Origin of the sequence: Ruegeria sp. ANG-R (assembly GCF_000813985.1) — a bacterium.
Taxonomy (GTDB): Bacteria; Pseudomonadota; Alphaproteobacteria; order Rhodobacterales; family Rhodobacteraceae; genus Ruegeria.
In genome coordinates this window covers 131,045-150,627 of record NZ_JWLJ01000007.1, presented here as the reverse complement: position 1 = coordinate 150,627, position 19,583 = coordinate 131,045, and the positions used below count along the sequence as shown (strand labels likewise).

General features: G+C 58.8%; 23 protein-coding genes. 9 read left to right on the top strand and 14 right to left on the bottom strand.

Going from position 1 to position 19,583, the window contains the following annotated elements:
• Positions 1–52: 52 nt before the first annotated feature.
• Entirely contained in the window at positions 53–871 is an 819-nt protein-coding gene (locus RA27_RS17060; protein ID WP_039541858.1) for a DUF6473 family protein, read from the bottom strand.
• Between the two features lie 162 nt (positions 872–1,033).
• On the opposite strand from RA27_RS17060, the gene RA27_RS17055 reads away from it, so the two are divergent.
• The gene (locus tag RA27_RS17055; RefSeq protein ID WP_039541785.1) at positions 1,034–1,909 is read left to right on the top strand and encodes a 3-hydroxybutyryl-CoA dehydrogenase; all 876 of its coding nucleotides are present in this window, start codon (positions 1,034–1,036) and stop codon (positions 1,907–1,909) included.
• Between the two features lie 77 nt (positions 1,910–1,986).
• Here the strand turns inward: RA27_RS17055 and RA27_RS17050 are convergent, their stop codons facing one another.
• The 7 genes from RA27_RS17050 to RA27_RS17020 are packed head-to-tail and all read right to left on the bottom strand — an operon-like array spanning position 1,987 to position 7,402.
• Positions 1,987–2,886 (bottom strand): lysophospholipid acyltransferase family protein, encoded by a 900-nt coding sequence (locus tag RA27_RS17050; protein WP_039541783.1) that lies wholly within the window; start codon positions 2,884–2,886, stop codon positions 1,987–1,989.
• A 41-nt stretch (positions 2,887–2,927) separates the two neighbouring features.
• Positions 2,928–3,197, bottom strand: coding sequence for an HPr family phosphocarrier protein (locus tag RA27_RS17045; RefSeq protein WP_039541855.1), 270 nt, complete (start codon positions 3,195–3,197; stop codon positions 2,928–2,930).
• 16 nt (positions 3,198–3,213) lie between these two features.
• Positions 3,214–3,606 carry a PTS fructose transporter subunit IIA gene (locus RA27_RS17040; RefSeq protein WP_039541780.1) on the bottom strand — a complete coding sequence of 131 codons (393 nt, stop codon included), beginning with the start codon at positions 3,604–3,606 and terminating at the stop codon, positions 3,214–3,216.
• The gene (rapZ, locus tag RA27_RS17035) at positions 3,603–4,484 is read right to left on the bottom strand and encodes an RNase adapter RapZ (RefSeq protein ID WP_241484095.1); all 882 of its coding nucleotides are present in this window, start codon (positions 4,482–4,484) and stop codon (positions 3,603–3,605) included. The genes RA27_RS17040 and rapZ overlap by 4 nt, the downstream gene beginning before the upstream one ends.
• The gene (locus RA27_RS17030) at positions 4,481–4,951 is read right to left on the bottom strand and encodes a serine kinase (protein WP_052265334.1); all 471 of its coding nucleotides are present in this window, start codon (positions 4,949–4,951) and stop codon (positions 4,481–4,483) included. The genes rapZ and RA27_RS17030 overlap by 4 nt, the downstream gene beginning before the upstream one ends.
• A gap of 4 nt (positions 4,952–4,955) precedes the next feature.
• A complete protein-coding gene (locus tag RA27_RS17025; RefSeq protein ID WP_039541774.1) occupies positions 4,956–6,665 on the bottom strand; it encodes a sensor histidine kinase in 1,710 nt (569 codons plus the stop codon).
• A 32-nt stretch (positions 6,666–6,697) separates the two neighbouring features.
• Positions 6,698–7,402 (bottom strand): response regulator transcription factor, encoded by a 705-nt coding sequence (locus RA27_RS17020; protein WP_039541771.1) that lies wholly within the window; start codon positions 7,400–7,402, stop codon positions 6,698–6,700.
• A gap of 346 nt (positions 7,403–7,748) precedes the next feature.
• On the opposite strand from RA27_RS17020, the gene RA27_RS17015 reads away from it, so the two are divergent.
• The 3 genes from RA27_RS17015 (at position 7,749) to RA27_RS17005 (ending at position 10,538) form a co-directional block, all read left to right on the top strand.
• Entirely contained in the window at positions 7,749–9,347 is a 1,599-nt protein-coding gene (locus RA27_RS17015) for a phosphoenolpyruvate carboxykinase (protein ID WP_039541768.1), read from the top strand.
• Between the two features lie 324 nt (positions 9,348–9,671).
• Positions 9,672–9,962 carry a hypothetical protein gene (locus RA27_RS17010; protein WP_039541767.1) on the top strand — a complete coding sequence of 97 codons (291 nt, stop codon included), beginning with the start codon at positions 9,672–9,674 and terminating at the stop codon, positions 9,960–9,962.
• A gap of 33 nt (positions 9,963–9,995) precedes the next feature.
• On the top strand, positions 9,996–10,538 hold the full coding sequence (locus tag RA27_RS17005; protein ID WP_241484094.1) for a hypothetical protein: 543 nt from the start codon (positions 9,996–9,998) through the stop codon (positions 10,536–10,538).
• Here RA27_RS17005 and RA27_RS17000 read toward each other — a convergent pair.
• The gene (locus tag RA27_RS17000; protein WP_039541846.1) at positions 10,535–11,299 is read right to left on the bottom strand and encodes a sulfite exporter TauE/SafE family protein; all 765 of its coding nucleotides are present in this window, start codon (positions 11,297–11,299) and stop codon (positions 10,535–10,537) included. The genes RA27_RS17005 and RA27_RS17000 overlap by 4 nt on opposite strands.
• A gap of 143 nt (positions 11,300–11,442) precedes the next feature.
• On the opposite strand from RA27_RS17000, the gene RA27_RS16995 reads away from it, so the two are divergent.
• From RA27_RS16995 to RA27_RS16985, 3 genes are all read left to right on the top strand, one after another.
• Positions 11,443–13,134 (top strand): acyl-CoA dehydrogenase family protein, encoded by a 1,692-nt coding sequence (locus RA27_RS16995; protein WP_039541764.1) that lies wholly within the window; start codon positions 11,443–11,445, stop codon positions 13,132–13,134.
• Between the two features lie 216 nt (positions 13,135–13,350).
• Complete coding sequence (locus RA27_RS16990; RefSeq protein WP_039541843.1) at positions 13,351–13,893, top strand: hypothetical protein; 543 nt, start codon at positions 13,351–13,353, stop codon at positions 13,891–13,893.
• A gap of 12 nt (positions 13,894–13,905) precedes the next feature.
• Positions 13,906–14,298: an META domain-containing protein gene (locus RA27_RS16985; RefSeq protein WP_039541760.1), complete on the top strand. Its 393-nt coding sequence runs from the start codon at positions 13,906–13,908 to the stop codon at positions 14,296–14,298.
• On the opposite strand, the gene recO is transcribed toward RA27_RS16985, so the two are convergent.
• The gene (recO, locus tag RA27_RS16980; RefSeq protein ID WP_039541758.1) at positions 14,282–15,007 is read right to left on the bottom strand and encodes a DNA repair protein RecO; all 726 of its coding nucleotides are present in this window, start codon (positions 15,005–15,007) and stop codon (positions 14,282–14,284) included. The genes RA27_RS16985 and recO overlap by 17 nt on opposite strands.
• 225 nt (positions 15,008–15,232) lie before the next feature.
• Between recO and RA27_RS16975 the strand changes: the two genes are divergently transcribed.
• The gene (locus RA27_RS16975) at positions 15,233–15,622 is read left to right on the top strand and encodes a VOC family protein (RefSeq protein ID WP_039541755.1); all 390 of its coding nucleotides are present in this window, start codon (positions 15,233–15,235) and stop codon (positions 15,620–15,622) included.
• A 57-nt stretch (positions 15,623–15,679) separates the two neighbouring features.
• Here RA27_RS16975 and RA27_RS16970 read toward each other — a convergent pair whose 3' ends face one another.
• From RA27_RS16970 to era, 3 genes are all read right to left on the bottom strand, one after another.
• Entirely contained in the window at positions 15,680–16,003 is a 324-nt protein-coding gene (locus RA27_RS16970; protein WP_039541752.1) for a SemiSWEET transporter, read from the bottom strand.
• Between the two features lie 110 nt (positions 16,004–16,113).
• Positions 16,114–16,443, bottom strand: coding sequence for a DUF1491 family protein (locus RA27_RS16965; protein ID WP_039541750.1), 330 nt, complete (start codon positions 16,441–16,443; stop codon positions 16,114–16,116).
• A gap of 55 nt (positions 16,444–16,498) precedes the next feature.
• Positions 16,499–17,407, bottom strand: a complete 909-nt coding sequence (gene era / locus RA27_RS16960) for a GTPase Era (RefSeq protein ID WP_039541749.1) — start codon at positions 17,405–17,407, stop codon at positions 16,499–16,501.
• Between the two features lie 158 nt (positions 17,408–17,565).
• On the opposite strand from era, the gene RA27_RS16955 reads away from it, so the two are divergent.
• Positions 17,566–18,942, top strand: a complete 1,377-nt coding sequence (locus tag RA27_RS16955) for a multicopper oxidase family protein (protein ID WP_039541841.1) — start codon at positions 17,566–17,568, stop codon at positions 18,940–18,942.
• A 99-nt stretch (positions 18,943–19,041) separates the two neighbouring features.
• Here the strand turns inward: RA27_RS16955 and RA27_RS16950 are convergent, their stop codons facing one another.
• Positions 19,042–19,563, bottom strand: coding sequence for a GNAT family N-acetyltransferase (locus RA27_RS16950; RefSeq protein ID WP_039541747.1), 522 nt, complete (start codon positions 19,561–19,563; stop codon positions 19,042–19,044).
• Positions 19,564–19,583: the final 20 nt, after the last annotated feature.

Genomic DNA, 19,583 nt, shown 5'->3' with positions numbered 1-19,583 from the left:
TTCGTCGAAAAATCTTGGAAGGCCCGCCAATGGCGGGCCTTTTCTTTTCTATCTAGACACCAACGTCGTTGATCGCGTGCGCTAGAGCCTCAGCTATTCTTCGATGCGTGGCCGGGCCAATCATATGCTCCGCCATTGGCTGTTGCAGGGTGCCAAACAACATGTCCTCAAGCTCATCAGATACACCGGAAACCTGAACGCCCAGTGTTGTGACCTCAGCACAACGGGGCCTTAGCGCTTCGATCATCTGTGAATCGACCGCAGCAGGTTCGTAGGGCATCGAAGTCGCAGCAGCACCCTCCACCTCCAGGCGCAGCATCACGACAGGAGGTCGGACCTTGTCCAGAAAGGTGCTGAGCCTTTCGATCCATCCTGTTCGCAATTCCTGTTCGACAAGCTCGATTCGGGCGTCTGATCGCGCCTTCAAACGGGTCAGCAGATGGCGGACAAAGTGGATATCCGTGAAATCTTCCTCGGGATACAGCGCAATGAGATCCGGGGTTGGCGTCACGAAACGGTCATTGCGGCGGGGATGCACGCGGTAGAAACGGTTTGATTGGCCCAGCAAACCAGGCATCTGCAGGACGCAGACATCTGCAGCGTTCACGATGTCCAGCAGACCCGCATCCTGCGTCAATGCCTCGACCCCGCAGAACAGGCTACCGAGGTTAAGGCATCGGCGATCCAGTCGGCGCTCCAATATGGTGGGAAAGGGATCTTCCACGAATCGCCCGAAGGTTTCCTCACCTCCCAAACACGCCACGTAGGAGCTGTTCAGAGCCCTTTGCGGGCCTCTGAAGTGCAACAGCGAGGCACCGTAGCTGCACGTTGTTTCAGCGGGGCCGTCCGCATTGATTGATTGATAGCTCATCACACTCACCCAAATTTTCACCCGGTTGCCATTTTGACGCCGCAGGTCTTGCAAAATCCCTAATGCGCGCATTTGAAGCGAATTTGACTGGCCCCCTCCCCTTGCCGCCTGAGCGGAACTGCCGATAATGTCGCCATATCCTGCAAATAAGGGCATCAGAACATGGACGTAAAATCAGTCGGAGTGATCGGCGCCGGGCAGATGGGCAACGGTATCGCCCATGTCCTGGCGTTGGCAGAGTATGATGTTCTGCTGAACGATATCAGCCAGGACGCGCTGGATGGCGCAATCACGACGATTGAGACAAATCTGGCGCGTCAGGCCTCGCGCGGCAAGATTACTGACGATGCAATGAAAGCCGCGTTGGGACGGATTACCACTACGTTGAATCTACCCGATCTGGGTCAGACCGACCTCGTGATCGAAGCCGCGACCGAGCGGGAAGCGGTCAAACAAGCGATCTTTGAGGATTTACTGCCACATTTGCAGCCCCATACGATCCTGACCTCGAACACCTCGTCTATTTCCATTACGCGACTGGCCAGCCGCACCGACCGGCCCGAGCGGTTCATGGGGTTCCATTTCATGAATCCGGTGCCGGTGATGCAGCTGGTCGAGCTGATCCGGGGGATCGCCACCGACGAGCCGACCTTCAATGCCTGCAAGGCGGTGGTCGACCGGCTGGGCAAGACCTCGGCCAGCGCCGAGGATTTCCCGGCCTTTATCGTCAACCGTATTCTGATGCCGATGATCAACGAAGCCGTCTATACCCTGTACGAGGGGGTCGGGAGCGTTCAGTCCATCGACCAGTCGATGAAGCTGGGTGCAAACCACCCGATGGGACCGTTGGAATTGGCGGATTTTATCGGGCTGGATACCTGCCTGGCGATCATGAACGTGCTGCACGATGGGTTGGCGGATACCAAGTACCGCCCCTGCCCGCTGCTGACTAAATATGTCGAGGCCGGATGGCTGGGCCGTAAGACCGAACGTGGATTTTATGATTACCGTGGTGAAGTCCCGGTGCCGACGCGGTAAGGGGAGAGGGCAGCCCTCTCTTGAGCCTATGGCTCAATTCACTCCCGAAGTATTTTTTGGCCAGATGAAGCTGCGGATCAGGATTTAGGCGTTTGGCCCAGCGCCATCGTGTGGTTTCTGAGCCAGGCCATGAAGCCACGAGGATCACGTTCCAGCAGAGCCATGTCATCGTCCGAAATCGGACCGCCGATCACCGGCGACTGGGGTCTGTTGCATGATCGGACGATTTCGTGCAGCAGGAGGCCCTGGCGAAGGATGGGCGATATCCGGTTGGCGATTTGATACCAGCGCGAGTTGCTTCCCGGGAAAAAGATCGGAACAACCTTGGCGCCCGACCGGCGGATCATCTTCGCGGTGAAGACATTCCACTCCCGCTCAATAGCTGGGCCGAACCAATCATCCGACGACATCACCACGCCAGACGGGAACAGCGCGACAACGCCTCCATCTGCCAAGTGTTTCATCGTTTTGCTGCGCATCTCGAGCATCTTGGCCTGCGCCTCAGGATCGTGCGGGAACGGCACCGGGATCATGAATGAGGTCGCAGCTTCATCCAATCCGGTCAGGACGGAACGGGTCAGGATGCGATAGTCACTGCGGACCCGGCCGATGAGTTCGGCGAAAATCATGCCATCGACCATGCCGTGCGGATGGTTCGCGACAACCACTACGGGGCCTTCTTTGGGGATACGCGCGATCTGTTCGGCGGGGGTTGTCAGCTCGATACCCATGGTCTTGAGCGCACCGCCCCAGAATTTCTGACCTCGGTAGCGTTCGTTCTGTTTCTCGAACTTGTTGACCATGCGCAGGATGGTCAGTTTGCCGGTACACCATTCAATGGCGCGGATAGCCGTAGACGTCCAGGCATCGTCAAACGAGTTTGCGTAGGTCAGGGTTCTGCGGTCGTAGATTTCGCCCTGATCTGTGTCATGCTCTGCGACAGGGCCTGTCTTGGTATCGTGCGTGGTTTCCGCCAATTGCCTGGTCTTTCATCCTTGATGTCGCGGCAGCCGTAACGTCAGAACCCTTCTCCGAATTTATCATTCACCAAGGTTTCCAAAGCTTCTGCCAACGCCTCAGCATCCGGGCCGGACGTCTCGACGTCAATAGTGGTTCCGCGCGACGCTGCCAACATCAAAAGGCCCATGATGCTGTCGCCTGAAGCAGATAGTCCGTCACGGGACACTTCGGCACGTGCGTCAAATCCTTCCACCACCTCAACCAGCTTGGCCGATGCACGGGCATGTAGGCCCTTTTCGTTGATAATTTTCAAACTCTTGTTCGTCATATGCATCTATCCGGTATCAATCCAGCGTCACATTTTGCGCATTGATGTATTTTCGTCCAGCTTCCAACGCCAGACGCACCGCCTCGGCCAATGGCAGGTGGCGGCTTTTGGCCAGTTTGATCAGCATGGGCAGGTTGGCCCCGTAAAGGATTCGCCGGTCTTGTGGCGCGCAGGCCCGCAGGCTGAGATTCGATGGGCTACCGCCAAACAGGTCGGTCACGACAACGACCCCGTCGCCCATGTCGACCTCATCAGCGGCGCGGCAAATCTCGGCTTGTTTCGCCTCACGATCATGATCGGCTTCAATCGGGATGGCCACCAGTCCGGGTTGTTTTCCGACCACATGCTGCGTGGCGGCCAAGTACTCCTGAGCCAATCCACCATGTGCAACAATTACGATCCCGATCACTCCGGCCTCACATTCAACGCACGTCTTTCCATCTCGCGATGCCTAATTGCCACCTGCTGCCCCCCCTCTGCAAGGGCCTTTGCAACAGCCTCGGCAACAGCGACCGAGCGGTGTTGCCCCCCGGTACAACCGAACGCAACCGAGAGGTGTGCCTTTCCCTCCTCACGGAACGCCGGAAGCAATTCAATCAACAGGTCTACGACCCGGTCGAAGAAAGCTTCGTAATTCGCGTCTGATTGAACATAGGCCGCCACATCGACGTTTCGACCATCCGCAGTACGCAATTCGGGTCGCCAATACGGATTAGCCAGGAAACGGCAATCAAACACCATATCCAGACCACGTGGCAGGCCTCGCTTGTACGAGAAGGACTCAATTGACACCGCCAGATGCCGCCCTCCTTTCGGCGCAAACCATCGCTCGACCTCCTCACGCAACTGATGAACGTTCAATGCGCTCGTTTCGATAAGTGTGTCGGCGATCTCACGAATCGGGGCCAGCAGTTCTTTTTCCTGTCGGATACCAGTTTCCGGGCTGGCATCTGCGGCGACCGGGTGGCGGCGGCGGGTTTCCGAGAACCGGCGCAGCAGCACCTCGTCGCTGCAATCCAGATAGAGGATCGTCAGGTCGACATCTTCCATCCGGTTCAGCTTGGCGGCAAGTTCGATGAAGCCGATGGTCGAGAAATCCCGGTTACGCGCATCAATGCCCAAAGCCATCGGACCTGTTGGCTTGGAACTGACAAGCAATCGCACCAGCAGACCCATCGGCAGGTTATCAATCGCCTCAAATCCTAGGTCCTCAAGCACATGGATCGCAGTTGAACGTCCGGCGCCCGAGGGGCCTGTCACCAGTACGACGCGCTGTTGTGCTGTCATGTATTCGGCCATTCCGGAGCCACGCGCCCCATCTTCAAAAGTTGCATAAGTCCTGCGGCCAAGTTGGGCACGCCAGCGGCGTGAAGCAAGGGAACAGTTTGCCCCAGCACCCGAACTTCTTCTGGTTCGGGCAAGCGCGCTGGCTCAGGGCCATCCAAATCCACAACATAGGCCAATCGGGCTGGCCCCGCCGGTTCAGCCCGCAACAAGCCGACACCACGTGCCTCGATCAATCCAAGGATTTGCGGAACTGCACTCGCCATCACATGGTTATCCTGCGTCAGTAGATTAACCCTGTCATCTGCAACAAGCTGAGCCCCCAGCGCCATCATCTGTAGCGCCAGCGCGGATTTACCCGTGCCCGAAGCACCGATAATCAACACGCCCGCATTCTGTACCGCTATGCAGGTGGCGTGAACGCAAGCTGTTTCCTGATCCGCAATGTCGGAAAGAGGAAGCTTGCCCATCGCTCTAGACAGGAAGCCCGACCACGAACCGGGCCCCCAGCGGGTCCGAGGTGATGTCCGCTTCGGTCGGGCGGATGTTTTCGGCCCAGATCACGCCGCCATGCGCCTCGACGATCTGTTTCGAGATCGCCAACCCCAGGCCGGAATTATTGCCGAAATGCTCTTCGGGGCGTTGGGAATAGAAGCGCTTGAAAATCTTGGTCAGAGCCTGATCAGGGATACCGGGGCCGGTGTCTTCGACCACGACCAGCACGCGGTTATCACGGCGGCGCACCCAGACACGGATGGCGTCTTTGTCCTCGCAGAAAGAAATCGCATTGGTGATCAGGTTGACAAAGACCTGAGCCAGACGCGCCTCGAGCCCGTTGACCACGATCGGGTCGGACGGCAGGTCAGTGATATAGTCGATGCCCTTCGAACGGGCATCTTCGCCCAGAAACTGACTGATATTGCCGAGCAGATTGAGAAGATCGAAGGGTTGCTCTTCTTCTTTTACCAGCTCCGCATCCAGCCGCGACGCATTCGAGATGTCACTGACCAGACGATCCAGTCGCCGCACGTCATGTTCGATCACCCCCAACAGCTTTTCCCGCTGGTCGTCACGCTTGACCATGCGCATGGTGCCAACGGCGGACTGCAGGCTGGCGAGCGGGTTCTTGATCTCATGCGCCACATCGGCGGCAAACTGTTCGTTCGCGTCAATTCGGTTGTAGAGCGCCGTAACCATACCGCGCAAAGCCTGGCTGAGGCGACCAATCTCATCCGGGCGCGCGCTGAGGTCGGGGATGCGGATACGCCCCGGGTTCACCCCCGTGCCACGATCCTTACCCATCTCGGCCGCCGCCGCCAGATCGGCAAGAGGGTTGGCAATGGTCGAGGCAAGAACGAGGCTCAGGCCAATCGAAACAAGAAGTGCGACAACAAACATCTGAAGGATACGCTCTTGTTCCTTGCGGGCCAGCGCATCAATCTCGCCCGCAGGGCCCGCCATCGCGACGGCACCCACAGGCGTATCGTCCAACAGGATCGGAGCGACGGCCACAATCACAGTCTGGCCCAGGTCGTCCTTCACGGCCTGCACCTGCGTCCCACCATCCAGCGCCTTTGGGATCATCTCCTGAACCCGCTGCGCCAGCGTCGGAGCCTCACTTTCAGAAGAACCGCTGAAGATCGCGGACACTCCACTCCACACCGCGTTCAGCGCGTCGCTGATCAGCGTGCTTCCGGTGGCGGTGCCGGCATCCCGATGCAACAGGCTTGGCAGTTCGGAGGCCGGAGATGCACCGCGCGTCCATCCAATCAGTGTACCGGTACTGTCATAGACAAAGACCTCGCCCCCTTCGGGCAGGCTGAGGCCCGACAACGTATCCCGTACATCCAGCGCTCCCGCCCCATTGGCGGAAGGCTGGCGCAGTTGGGTCTCAAAAACGTTGCTGACAAGCTGTGCATCCCCGACCAGATTGCCTGCGGTCTGTTGAACCCGCTCTTTTCGCGTGTCGTCCAGATACAGCAGCCCTGCCACCAGGATGACAAGAGCGATCAGGTTGAACGTGATGATCCTGCGCGCCAGAGGCGAATAGCGCAGCGTAAACAGGTTCCGCCGCGACCGCTTGGCCTGCAACTCGGCCGACTCGGGGTCCTGAGGAATGACCCAGTCATCCCCGAGAACGACGTCCGCGTCGCGCACTTGGTTGGCTTGTTCAGTATCGCGCACGAGACCCCTTCGCCTTTTAAAAACGGCCGCGCCTATTCTTCGTTATAACGATATCCGATACCATACAGCGTTTCGATCGCCGAAAACTCGGAATCTGCGGCACGCATCTTTTTGCGCAGCCGCTTGATATGGCTGTCGATTGTCCGGTCATCCACATAGACCTGATCGTCATAGGCCACATCCATCAACTGATCGCGGCTTTTGACAAAGCCGGGACGTTGTGCCAGCGCCTGAAGCAGCAAAAACTCGGTCACCGTCAGCGAGACATCGTTGCCCTTCCAACTGACCGCATGACGCAACGGGTCCATCCGCAATTCGCCACGCTCCATCACCTTGGTATCGCCCGAGGCGGCGTTGGTCACGTCACCATCGGTCGCTTCCTGACGGCGCAACAGCGCACGGATGCGTTCGACCAGAAGGCGCTGGGAAAAAGGCTTTTTGACGTAGTCATCTGCGCCCATCCGCAGGCCCAGAACCTCGTCGATTTCGTCATCTTTCGAAGTGAGGAATATCACCGGCATCTGGGTTTTCTGCCGCAGTCTTTGCAGCAGATCCATGCCGTCCATGCGCGGCATCTTGATATCCAGAACGGCCATATCAGGCAGCTTCTTGTTGAACGCGTCCAACGCAGCCTGACCATCATTATATGTTTCGACCTCAAACCCTTCGGCTTCGAGTGTCATGGACACGGACGTCAGGATATTTCTGTCGTCGTCCACCAGTGCAATCTTTGACATCGGGTTCACCCCTATTCCTGCTCACTCGCGCAATAATACGCTTTTTTGTAAGGCATTGTTGGCGGTTTTGAGTCGCCGAATCAATCCGTAACTGCGAATCGTGCCATTCTTGCGGCAGGTATGCGGCAAAATTGCCTTGCTGAACTCAAAATGCCGCCTTGATTTGTGGCAGGCAATTCGTGATGGCGCTAAACCTGAACTTGGTTGCGCTAACTCCTCCAAACCGTCCTGTTCATGCCCTAAAATACCATGATAAGAGGCGCCTGACCGCCGGACTATTTCCGGTATCCGCCCCAATGGCGCAGCCGGCCCGACAGCCAAAGCGCCGCCACAGGAGAAGACACACATGACATCTGGACGGGTTAACCCGCAATTCCGCCTCGAAGATCAGGGCATCGAGGGTCTGGGCAATGTCTATTACAACTTCATGGAACCGGCGCTGATCGAAGAGGCGCTGAAGCGCGGCGAAGGCACCCTTGGCAATGGCGGAGCCTTTTTGGTCACCACCGGCAAGTTCACGGGCCGTTCCCCCAAAGACAAGCATGTCGTCAAAACCGACAGCGTCGCCGACAGCATCTGGTGGGAAAACAATGCCGCCATGAGCCCCGAAGGCTTTGATGCGCTGTACGAAGATATGCTGGCCCATATGAAAGGCCGCGATTACTTTGTGCAGGACCTGGTGGGCGGGGCCGATCCCAGCTATTCGATCAATGTGCGCATGGTCACCGAACTGGCCTGGCACAATCTGTTCATCCGCCACCTGCTGCGCCGTCCGGATCGCGAGGACCTGGATGAGTTCACGGCAGATTTCACAGTCATCAACTGCCCCAGCTTTCAGGCCGATCCCACCAAGCATAACTGCCAGAGCGAGACCGTGATCGCACTGAACTTCGACCGTAAGCTGATCCTGATCGGCGGCACCGAATATGCCGGTGAGAACAAGAAATCCGTCTTCACCCTGCTGAACTATATGCTGCCGGAAAAAGGTGTGATGCCGATGCATTGTTCGGCCAACCACGCGGTTGGAAACCCGGTCGATACTGCTGTGTTCTTCGGCCTCTCCGGCACCGGCAAGACAACCCTGTCCGCCGATCCGTCGCGTATCCTGATCGGGGATGATGAACATGGCTGGTCAGATCGCGGCACCTTCAACTTTGAAGGCGGTTGCTATGCCAAAACGATCAACCTGAACGCCGAGGCCGAGCCGGAAATCTACGCGACCACCAACAAGTTCGGTACGGTGATCGAGAACATGGTCTTCGATCCCGAGACCAAGGAACTCGATTTCAACGACGACTCGCTGACCGCAAACATGCGCTGCGCCTATCCGCTCGAATATATCTCGAACGCATCCAGCACCGCTCTGGGCGGGCACCCGAAAAACATTATCATGCTCACATGTGACGCGTTTGGCGTGCTGCCTCCGATCGCGCGGTTGACCCCGGCGCAGGCGATGTACCACTTCCTATCGGGCTTCACCTCGAAAGTCGCCGGAACCGAGCGTGGCGTGACCGAACCCCAACCGACCTTTTCGACCTGTTTTGGCGCACCCTTCATGCCGCGCCGCCCCGAGGCCTATGGCAACCTGCTGCGCGACAAGATCGCCCAGCACGGCGCGACCTGCTGGTTGGTCAACACCGGCTGGACCGGCGGCGCCTATGGTGTTGGCAGCCGGATGCCGATCAAGGCCACACGCGCTCTGCTGACAGCCGCGCTGGACGGATCGTTGGCGGATGCGGAATACCGCAAAGACGCCAATTTCGGCTTTGACGTACCGGTCTCGGTTCCGGGTGTGCCTGAGGTTCTGCTGGACCCGCGCCGCACCTGGGACGATCAGGTAGCATTCGACAAGCAGGCTGAAAAACTGGTGCAGATGTTCGCCGAAAACTTCGAGCAATACCTGCCCTTCATCGACGAAGATATCAAAGCCGTCGCAATCGGCTGACCCGGACCGGGGGCCTTCGCGGCCCCCGTTTCGCCCCGGATTACGTTGCGGCAACCGCATACTCACCGACAAGTTCATTGCGGGAACGGGTAACTTGCGCTATCGCATTCTATCTATGAAACTCTGGAACCCGGCGCGCATTTATGTCGGTTTTCTTGGAATTTGAACGTTGGACGATCCGGGCGATCTTGCTCACACCTCGTTTCGGGCCGTTCTGAAAGGGTAACGACTATTTCCACATGGGGATGGGTGTCGGGTTGAAGTTCGCCAAAGGTTTTAGCCTTTCGATATGCCTCGGTCAGACACGGAAACTATAGGCAGGTTATGACTGAAATCTCAAAACTCACCGAACTGCGCAAACTTATGCAGAGCATGGAGCGTACGCTGGGACTGGAAGAATTGTCTCCGGTCGAGCGCGACATCTATTACGCCGCCGAAGAGCTGTCAAAAAACGATCGGGAAGTCCGCACCTTCGGCCTGATCGAGCATACGCTGGTCAAAAGCGTCTCACGCCCGACCTTCTTCCGCGCTCTCAAGTCGCTTGTTCAGAAGGGCTATCTTTCGCAAAGCGGAAGCGCCAATCGCGGGCGGTATCTGGTTCATGCGCCCAGGTGATCGCCGCCTGAAATCTGCAAACGGCTAAGCCCCGTGAACAGATGGGCCACTGACACATTCTATGCCTCTTTGGCCTATGTTGCCGCATCGCTCCTCACATTCGAGGTTCTGATGCCGCTTCAGAATGTCTTTTTTCCAGAATACCCCAGCTACGCCAGCCTGCTGTTTCTCCCGCATGGGGTTCGGGTGCTGTCGGCCTGGCTGCTGGGATGGCGTGCGATATTCGCCCTGCTTCCAGGCGTAGCCATCGTCTTTGTCATGATCGGTGGCTGGGATGTATTGCTGCCCAGCAGGTTGCTGGCGATTACCATCGCCGTAACGATCACCCCTGCCGTTTTCTATGCCTGCAAGGCGCTGGGCTGGGATCTGTTCCCCCGCGCCGACCGGAAACCCTGCTGGCTGTGCGTGATGGGCGTTGGAGTCATAACGTCCGTACTGGTTTCAGGCCTGACCAATATGGCCTTTGGCAGTGCCACCGCCGAGTATGTGGCCTTTCTGATCGGCGATATATCGGGCTTGTTCTTCCTGATGTTGGGCCTGCATTTCGCATTCCGGATTGCCGATAGGCGCAGCTAACCCATAATGCCGCGCCGCAGCAGGTTCAGCCCGGCAATCAGCAGAACCAGCAGCGTGAGCTTGCGAAATTGTGCCTGATCGATCCGATCCTGCAGAAACAGGCCCGCGCGCATCCCCAACAGCGCCGGTAAAATCAACAATGCCGAAAACAGCGTTGTTTCGGGCCGCAAAACACCTGATCCCACATGCGCCACCACCAGAGCCACCGCACCCAGCCCATAGATGACCCCCTGAACCCGCATCTGGTCTTTCTTCGGCGTATTCAGCGCCGTCAGATACGCAACCGTTGGCGGCCCCCAGACACCTGAGATGCCGCCGACGGCCCCTGCAACCGCACCCACCAGCGCCTCGACCCGCATCGTAGGCTTCTGCAGCGTCAGCTTGAGGCCCAGAAGTTGAACCAGCGCAAAAAAAGACACCGGCACACCCAGCGTCAGCAGGAAAGTCCTGGTGGACAGGACGTTGATCAATTGCGCGCAGGCTAGAAGGCATACTAGCCCCACCCCCAGAAAAACGCGGAACCTGCGGATTGATGCCATAGCAGCAGGTGCGCCTTCGCGCAGGGCCTGCACTCCGTTGGTCACGAGGGTTGGCAGGATCAGGCCCGCAAGCGCCAGATTGGGGGGCAAAACCATACTGAGCCCCGACACGAACACCATCGGCATGGCGAAACCGACCATACCCTTGACCCACCCCGCCACAAAAGCGATGGCGAGGGCCAGATAAAATTCCTGCGGAGACATTAACGAAAACACGTTCATCGCCCCTTCATAGCACCTGAATTTTTTTCTGCATTGCAAAACGTTCAAGAAATATTTGAACTTTTCTGGGGTTATTTGCGTATTTTTGTTGCGCTGCACGTGCAGCATGATATGACCAGACGACCCAGCAGAGGACGTGATTCATGGCCCATGACGGACAGGATATGACGAACATGACGCAGCCGGCGGTTTTACCCGAGCTTTTGACACTCAGCGCGGCAGCTCTGCCCGCAGTTCAGACAGTATTCGACAAAGCGCGTGAGTCGGTACGTGCGATGGTAACGGCCGAGGACCGCATCTCGGGCGCGTTGATCGAGGCGCATCAGACAGCCGCGCATGGGCTGGCTTGGCTCGCGACCTATCATCAGTCACTGCAGCAGATGCAACGCTGGGCCGAGGCGCTTCAGGCCGAAGGGAAATTTGGTGAGATGGAGCAGCTGCTGCATCAGATCGCCTTTGGTGAGTACCTGCACCAGATCGCCGGTGGCATCCCGATGAACCAGGGCGAAGTCGTGCGCTTGCAGGACCTTGGCCTCGGCTGGGACGCCCTGTCGGGATTCCAGTGCAGTGAAGTACAAACCCTGATGGCGCAGGCCAATTCTCAGACTGCACGGACCCGTCTGGTCGAGCTGATGCAGGACCAATCCGGCGCCACCATGTTTGGCGCATCAGGTCTGGACGAAGAGCTGGAGATGATCCGCGACCAATTCCGTCGCTATGCCGTTGAAAAGGTTGAGCCAAATGCGCATGACTGGCACCTTAAGGATGAGTTGATCCCGATTGAGATCATCGAAGAACTGGCCGAAATGGGTGTTTTTGGCCTGACTATCCCCGAGGAGTTCGGCGGGTTTGGCCTGTCCAAAGCCTCGATGTGTGTGGTGTCGGAAGAGCTGTCACGCGGGTATATCGGCGTTGGGTCTCTGGGCACCCGCTCGGAAATCGCGGCTGAACTGATCATCGCGGGCGGCACGGATGAGCAAAAGGCCAACTGGCTGCCAAAGCTCGCCAGCGCCGAGATTCTGCCGACAGCCGTATTCACTGAACCCAACACGGGTTCGGATTTGGGCAGCCTGCGAACACGCGCTGTAAAAGGGGCAGATGGTAACTATAAGATAACAGGCAATAAAACATGGATTACGCACGCCGCGCGGACTCATGTGATGACCCTGTTGGCGCGGACCAATCCAGACAGCACCGATCACCGTGGGCTGTCCATGTTCCTTGCCGAAAAGACTCCCGGTACCGATGAGAACCCGTTCCCCACACCCGGTATGACCGGCGGCGAGATTGAGGTTCTGGGGTATCGCGGGATGAAGGAATACGAGCTGGGCTTCGATGGTTTCGAAGTGAAGGGCGAGAACCTTCTGGGTGGCGAAGAAGGTAAAGGTTTCAAGCAGTTGATGGAAACCTTCGAATCCGCACGCATCCAGACCGCCGCCCGTGCCATCGGTGTGGCGCAGAGCGCGCTGGACATTGCCATGCAATATGCGCAGGACCGCAAGCAGTTCGGAAAAGCATTGATCAACTTCCCGCGCGTTTCGGGCAAGCTGGCGATGATGGCAGTTGAGATCATGATTGCACGTCAGCTAACATACTATTCCGCCTGGGAAAAAGACCACGGCCAGCGTTGTGACCTTGAGGCCGGGATGGCCAAGCTGCTGGGGGCCCGGGTTGCCTGGGCTGCGGCGGATAACGGGTTGCAGATTCATGGCGGCAATGGGTTTGCCCTGGAATACAAGATCAGCCGCGTGCTGTGTGACGCTCGCATTCTGAACATCTTTGAAGGTGCCGCAGAAATTCAGGCACAGGTCATCGCGCGTCGGTTGCTGGGATAAATCCCGAACCAACGCGGTTTCCCCAACTGAACCCGGCCTTGTGCCGGGTTTTCTTTTTCTTCCGTGTTGTACATGCCCCAGAGACCGGATCTTCCGAGTTGTACAACTCTGTTTTGCCGTCTCGCGGACGAAACTTCCCCCTCGGATCGGGTTGAGAAATCCGTTAAAGGACCGTGAACGGAACAGACCCGCATGTCGGTCGAAGGAGACTCGAGCGTGAAACTCATCATTGCCATTCTGGCCACCTGCCTGACCCTCGCGGGGTGCGCCATGGCCCCTACAGGCGGCCCCAATGATGTCGACCGGCTGGCGCAGGCGATACAGAATCTCGACCCCGGGGTCGACCCGACCGAGGCGCGCCGGGCGGCCGAGATATCCTATTCCTACGCAAACCAGCTGAAACGAGACTGGGGCGTCAACGATCCGGCCATTATTCACAATGCAAAGGTCATCAACGGCTTTCGTGAGAAAGGCCTGTGCAATGACTGGGCGCAGGCCATGACCACGCGCCTGAAGCAAGAGAACTTTCAGACGCTCGACCTGCACTGGGCCACGTCACCCCCGACCGCCTTCCGGATCATCCACCATTCGGCTCTGATCAGCGCCAAGGGAGATTCGATGTATGACGGCATCATCCTCGATCCGTGGCGCAACAGCGGCGCGCTGTTTTGGGCACCGGTGCGCGAAGATACCAGATACAACTGGCGGCCCCGTCTGGATGTGCGCGAAGAACTGATCAGCGGCGCGAACCCTTATTGACAGGATACTGCGATGATACGTCTGACCCTGCTCCTGCCCCTCGTGGCGCTGTTCCAATGCGACAAGGATGAAACCGTCGCCGCTTATGGCGCGGCGGACCAGACATGGGCCTTGCAGGAAATCGACGGAGAACCGTTCGAAGCCAGCGCCCTGCTGCGCTTTCCCGAGGAAGGGCGGATTGAGGGGAATGCGCCCTGCAACACCTATTCAGGTACTCTTGATGCGCCCTACCCCTGGTTCGAAATCGCCGATCTGGCCGCCACCCGCGCAGCCTGCGCCTGGCTGGAGGCTGAGGGCCTCTATTTCGCTGCATTGTTGGCGATGACACAGTCCGAGGTGTCAGGCGATGTGCTGATCCTGCGCAACGAGGACGGGCACGAAATGGTATTCAAAGCCGCCGAGTAAACTGCGCCACGAAGCGTGCCCGTGCGTCGGGTAGCGGCGTGTGGCCTAGCGACGGGGCTAGGTGGTGTTCCAGAAAATAACCGGTGGTAAGCAGGGCCTCGGCGATCTCAGCATCCGGAGCAGCCCCTTCACCCCGCAGGCAGGGCGGCAGGGGCAGCAGCTTGTCGGCCCACTCTCCTGCCCCCGCAGCGCTGACGGCGCGGCCCGTTTTGGGCGAGACGTAGACCAGCCCCTCGGTCGCGCCGGTCACGGCGCAGTCCGACAGGTCGAGGGCAAAACCCAGCTCTTCCAGCAGGGCCAGTTCCCAGCGCAGATAGGCCAGCGGCCAGACCTCGTCCTGCCCCAGCAGGTCCATCAACTGTTCGGTCTGTTTGTAGATCGCCGGGTGCGGTTCGCGTTCGGGCAGGCAGAAGGACAGCAGCGCCACCACCGCGTTCAACCCGGACAGCGCCAGCCGACCCGAGAACGCCGCCGCCGCGCGTGACCGCAAAGGCTCAACCTGAAAGGTGCCGATATGTTCTTCGAGCCGCGCACGCCAGAGTACATCCAACTGAGCACCCGGTTGCAGGATGGGCGCGATCTTGCGGCTCGTCCCGCCGCGCACAACGCCCGCATGGCGGCCGTGACCCTCGGTGAAAACCTCGATAATCGCCGCAGTTTCGCCATGGCGACGAGAGCTCAGGAGTATGCCGTGATCGCGCCAGTCCAAGTTCGGCCCCGTTAAGTCACCAGATACGCCGACAGAAAATCTCAAGCCCGCTGCACGTTCAAGGTCCAAACGGGTCGGGCCACGCGAAAACCGGCAATCGCTCTGGTGGTTACCGCAGTCGCTTCGGCTGGGTGCCGCCTTTGAAACAAAACTGGAAAAACGCGTTGCGTGTATCCGGCGCAGGTATTAACGTTCGCCTTATGTTCTTACCAGCAGGATTCCCAAATGTCTCTTAACTATGTCATGATCGGCTCGAACGATGTCGCGAATGCACGCGCTTACTATGACGCGCTTGTGCCGCGATTGGGCGGGAAGGTTGTTGCCGAATACATGCCGCACGCTGTCTGCTATGAATTGCGCGGCGGCGGGCGCATGTGGATCGCGACTCCACATGATCAGCAAGCCGCCACGGTCGGAAACGGCAACATGGTCGGCTTGCTATGCGAAAGCGAGGCGGAAGTTCGCGACGCACACGCGACGGCGCTGGCCAATGGCGGGACAAATGAAGGCGATCCAGGTGAACGCCCCCAATATGGCCCGGAGTTCTATGGCGCGTATGCCCGCGATCCGGAAGGCAACAAAATGAGTTTTGTCTACTTTCGTGAGGCGGATTAACCACGCCCGAACCTGCTGATCAGGCCGAGGCGGTCTGCGGGGCAATCAGCGGACGATTCAGTATGTCATCCCCGCGTGAATCAGGATGCCTACGACCATCAGCAGGTTCATCACCATCGAGAGGCCATTGCCCACATAGATGGGAAGCTTTCCGACCACCAATCCATAGGTGAACCAGAGAAATGACAGCGTGGCAAAGAGCGACCAGGAAACCAGCGACTGGCCTGACGCATGATCGGAATGGGTAAAGTAGAGCTTGATCAATTGCGGAAGCGTGGCGAAGGGACCTACGATTCCGATAAAGACCATGAAGCTTTCGAACCGCTGCATCCAGTGTCCGAGATTGGAGTTTTCCAGTTTCTGAGCAAGCGTTTCAGCCACGAAATCACCTCCTAATCTTACTGTATTCCATAGATGGCCGGTTCTCAGCGGCCCGGTTGGCGCCAAAATAGTCACTTTGATCTGTGTGTCCAAGCCCCCCGGGCGCCGGGTTAGTCAAGCCCGTCCTCGCCCAGCAGATGCCGTCCCTGCCGGTCTTCGACTTCAATCACCCAGAGATCGGGATCAAAGCTGCGTTGCCGGGTGATGGCTGTATCCACATCGACCTCGGGGCCGCTGGAAAGCTCCACCCATTTGCGTTCCCCGCTCATCAGATCAAAGCTGCGCTGAAACGCCATGGCCTGCCCGTCGAGCGTGTTGAGCTTGACCAGAACCGCGCCTGCGGTGTCATCGCCATGGGCCACCACAAAGGCCGGGATTTCCTGAAACCGCAGCCGTGCCAGATAAGCGTGGACCCAGAATTCCGCCGTCAGACGCGTCATCGCGCCGACCTGTCCATCAGGCGCGAGAATTTTCGTCGAAAATTCTTGGTCCGTGTCATGCGTTGCCGTCTTTGAAATCCAGCCCCATCTCTGAGTAGCGCTCGGATTCCTCCAGCCAGTTGGGGCGGACTTTGACCTGCAGGAACAGGTGAATCTTGCGGTCGAGGAATTCTTCCAGCTCCGCCCGCGCGGCCTGACTGACGGCCTTGATCGTCTCACCACGTTTGCCCAGCACGATCCCTTTGTGGCCGTCGCGCATGACGTAAATCACCTGATCGATCTTGGCGGAACCGTCTTTGCGTTCCTCCCAGTTCTCGGTCTCGACGGTCAGTTGATAGGGCAATTCCTGATGCAGGCGCAGGGTGAGCTTCTCGCGCGTCATTTCGGCTGCGATCATGCGCAGGGGCAGATCGGCAATCTGGTCCTCGGGATAAAGCCACGGACCTTCGGGCAGTTCCGATGCCAGCCACTCGCGCAGATCTTCGACGCCATGGCCTTTCTCGGCCGAAATCATGAAGGTCTCGGCAAAGGGATAGCGCGCGTTCAGGTCACTGGTCAGGGCCAGCAGTTTCTCGGAGGGCACCTTGTCGATCTTGTTGATCGCCAGCGCGATGGTGCGGCCCTGCCCGATCTCTTCCAGACCTTCAAGGATGCGTTCGACCCCTTCGGTGATACCGCGATGCGCCTCGACCATTAGCACGACCACATCCGCATCTGCAGCCCCGCCCCAAGCGGCGGCGACCATGGCGCGGTCCAGACGGCGGCGCGGCTTGAAGAGGCCGGGCGTGTCCACGAAGATCAGCTGCGCGTCGCCCTCCATCGCCACGCCGCGAATGCGGGCGCGGGTGGTTTGCACCTTATGGGTCACGATCGAGACCTTGGCCCCGACCATGCGGTTCAGAAGGGTGGATTTGCCTGCGTTGGGCTCTCCGATCAGGGCGATAAATCCGGCGCGTGTGGTCATGTTCTATGCGATCCTGTTTGCAAGTGCGCACCCCTATAGCAGATTGCGCGGACGGGCCAGAGGCATTTGTCGCATTGTGATTCCGCGCCCGGAATGGCACCAAGGCGATGCGCCGCGCCGATACCAGCCAGGCGATCATCCGTTCAGTGAGGCAAGATATGAAACGTCGCGAGTTTCTTTTGGGCAGCGGGGCCGCTGTGAGTGCGCTGGGTCTGGGTGGGTTCGCTCTGGCATCCGGTCCGCAGGAATTGGTGGTCCAGCCCGCCCGTTTTGCCCTGCGCGAACAGGTTACGAATGGCATGGTCAGCCTGTCCGCCGACGCGCCGCCTCCAGCTCTTTATGGCAAACAGGGCGAGGTGATGCGGTTGCCTGTGCGCAATACTCTGCCCGCCTATACCTCGATGCATTGGCATGGGCTGCGCATCCCTAATGACATGGATGGGGTGCCTTACCTGACCCAGATGCCGATCGGGGAAGGCGAAACATTCGACTATGCGTTCACGCCCCCGGATGCGGGCACGTACTGGTATCACCCGCATTGCATGACGATGGAGCAGATGGCCCACGGATTGACCGGCATCATGGTGATCGCCGAGGCCGAGGACCCCGGATTCGACAGCGAGCAGATAATCAACCTGCGCGACTTCCGGCTGGATGACGCGGACGCGTTCCTGCCCGCCTATACGCCACGCGGCGCCGCGCGTGCAGGAACGTTCGGCAATGTCCACACCGTGAACTGGCTGCAGGCACCGGTCTATGATCATACCGCCGGCGGACTGGTGCGGTTGCGCGTGGTCAACACTGACACGACGCGGATTTACAAACTGAATCTGGACGGCGCCGAGGCCCGGATCATTGCCTGGGACGGACATCCGGTAGAGATTGAGGTGCCGATGCCCAGCGCCCAAGACCCGTTGCTTGTCGGCCCCGGGCAGCGCGTCGATTTTGCGGTGAAGATGCCCGAGCGCGAGGGCCAGACAGTGAACCTGATGGCCAAGCTGCCGGGTCAGCCGCTTCGCGCGATGGCCGGGCTGCGTTCGGTCGGGGCATCTGTGTCGCGGGACATGCGCGAGTTGCGCCCGTTGCCCTTCAACCCGGTTGCCAGGCCCGATCTCGCCAACGCGGAAGTGCATGAGTTCGTGTTTGGCTGGACCCCCGAAGGCGGTGTGCCGAACAACGGGTTCTGCGGCTCGTTGGGGTATAATTTCAGGTCGATCAATCGCCTGCCATGGCCCGGAGATGCGGCGCAGGATGTGGGGCCTCTGGCCACGCTGGAGATGGGCAGAAGTTATGTTCTGCGCCTGCGGAACGAATCTCCCAACCTGCATCCGATCCATTTGCATGGTCTGGCCTTTGTGCCGATAAAGTCGAGCCTGCGCACCCTGCCGCCACTGATGACGGACACGATGTTGCTGTTGAAAGATGAAGTGGTCGAGATCGCGCTGGTCGCGGATAATCCCGGCGACTGGGCATTTCATTGCCATGTGATCGAGCATCAGAAAACCGGGCTGACGGGGTTTATTCGGGTGGTTTGAGGATCGGATTGGCTGTGCCAATCCGACCGGCAGGGGGCCAGCCCCCTCGCCCGGAGTACTTTTGGCCAGATGAAACACGGACCCGGTATTGAGCCGGCGCTATAGAGGAAGAGGGTCCACCACCAGCGAGAGGACATGGTTGGGGTAGGACCGATCCTGGATACGGAATTCGGTGACCCCGACCTGTCTGAAACCCTGAGACAGGTAAAATCTGATTGCCGGAATGTTTTCGGAGTTTGTCGTCAGCCAGACAGAGGGTTCGTCGTATGTGCGGCAGTAGTCTTTGGCGATCTGCAGCAGGGCCTTGCCGATACCTTTTCCATGATGGCGCGGTTGGACATAGAGCGTTGAGATTTCCGAGCCGGACAGGCCGGTGATCGGGGCCGGGCTGCCTTTGGTCAGGCGCAGGAAACCGTCGATCCCGTCTGCGTTTTCGGACACCATCACATACTGGTCGGGGTCGGCGATCAAAGCCTCGAACCCGACTTTGGTGTATTCTGACAAAACGTAGTCGGCAAAAAAGGCATTCACGCCCTGCCGCAGATAGGTTCCGACCCAGACCTCGATCGACAGGGCTGCAAGGCTGGCCGCGTCCGACCGGCGCGCTGGTCTGATCGTCATCGGTGGGCCCCGACCGCAGG

Excerpts from the sequence above, each read along its gene's own strand:
- RA27_RS17020 (WP_039541771.1), bottom strand. The coding sequence starts at position 7,402 with ATGTCAAAGATTGCACTGGTGGACGACGACAGAAATATCCTGACGTCC.
- RA27_RS16995 (WP_039541764.1), top strand. The coding sequence starts at position 11,443 with ATGGCCCATGACGGACAGGATATGACGAACATGACGCAGCCGGCGGTT.
- RA27_RS16955 (WP_039541841.1), top strand. The coding sequence starts at position 17,566 with ATGAAACGTCGCGAGTTTCTTTTGGGCAGCGGGGCCGCTGTGAGTGCG.
- RA27_RS17010 (WP_039541767.1), top strand. The coding sequence starts at position 9,672 with ATGACTGAAATCTCAAAACTCACCGAACTGCGCAAACTTATGCAGAGC.
- RA27_RS17030 (WP_052265334.1), bottom strand. The coding sequence starts at position 4,951 with ATGGGCAAGCTTCCTCTTTCCGACATTGCGGATCAGGAAACAGCTTGC.
- RA27_RS16975 (WP_039541755.1), top strand. The coding sequence starts at position 15,233 with ATGTCTCTTAACTATGTCATGATCGGCTCGAACGATGTCGCGAATGCA.
- RA27_RS16965 (WP_039541750.1), bottom strand. The coding sequence starts at position 16,443 with ATGACGCGTCTGACGGCGGAATTCTGGGTCCACGCTTATCTGGCACGG.
- RA27_RS16985 (WP_039541760.1), top strand. The coding sequence starts at position 13,906 with ATGATACGTCTGACCCTGCTCCTGCCCCTCGTGGCGCTGTTCCAATGC.
- RA27_RS16950 (WP_039541747.1), bottom strand. The coding sequence starts at position 19,563 with ATGACGATCAGACCAGCGCGCCGGTCGGACGCGGCCAGCCTTGCAGCC.
- RA27_RS17000 (WP_039541846.1), bottom strand. The coding sequence starts at position 11,299 with ATGAACGTGTTTTCGTTAATGTCTCCGCAGGAATTTTATCTGGCCCTC.
- era (WP_039541749.1), bottom strand. The coding sequence starts at position 17,407 with ATGACCACACGCGCCGGATTTATCGCCCTGATCGGAGAGCCCAACGCA.
- RA27_RS17055 (WP_039541785.1), top strand. The coding sequence starts at position 1,034 with ATGGACGTAAAATCAGTCGGAGTGATCGGCGCCGGGCAGATGGGCAAC.
- rapZ (WP_241484095.1), bottom strand. The coding sequence starts at position 4,484 with ATGACAGCACAACAGCGCGTCGTACTGGTGACAGGCCCCTCGGGCGCC.
- RA27_RS17015 (WP_039541768.1), top strand. The coding sequence starts at position 7,749 with ATGACATCTGGACGGGTTAACCCGCAATTCCGCCTCGAAGATCAGGGC.
- RA27_RS17060 (WP_039541858.1), bottom strand. The coding sequence starts at position 871 with ATGAGCTATCAATCAATCAATGCGGACGGCCCCGCTGAAACAACGTGC.
- RA27_RS17045 (WP_039541855.1), bottom strand. The coding sequence starts at position 3,197 with ATGACGAACAAGAGTTTGAAAATTATCAACGAAAAGGGCCTACATGCC.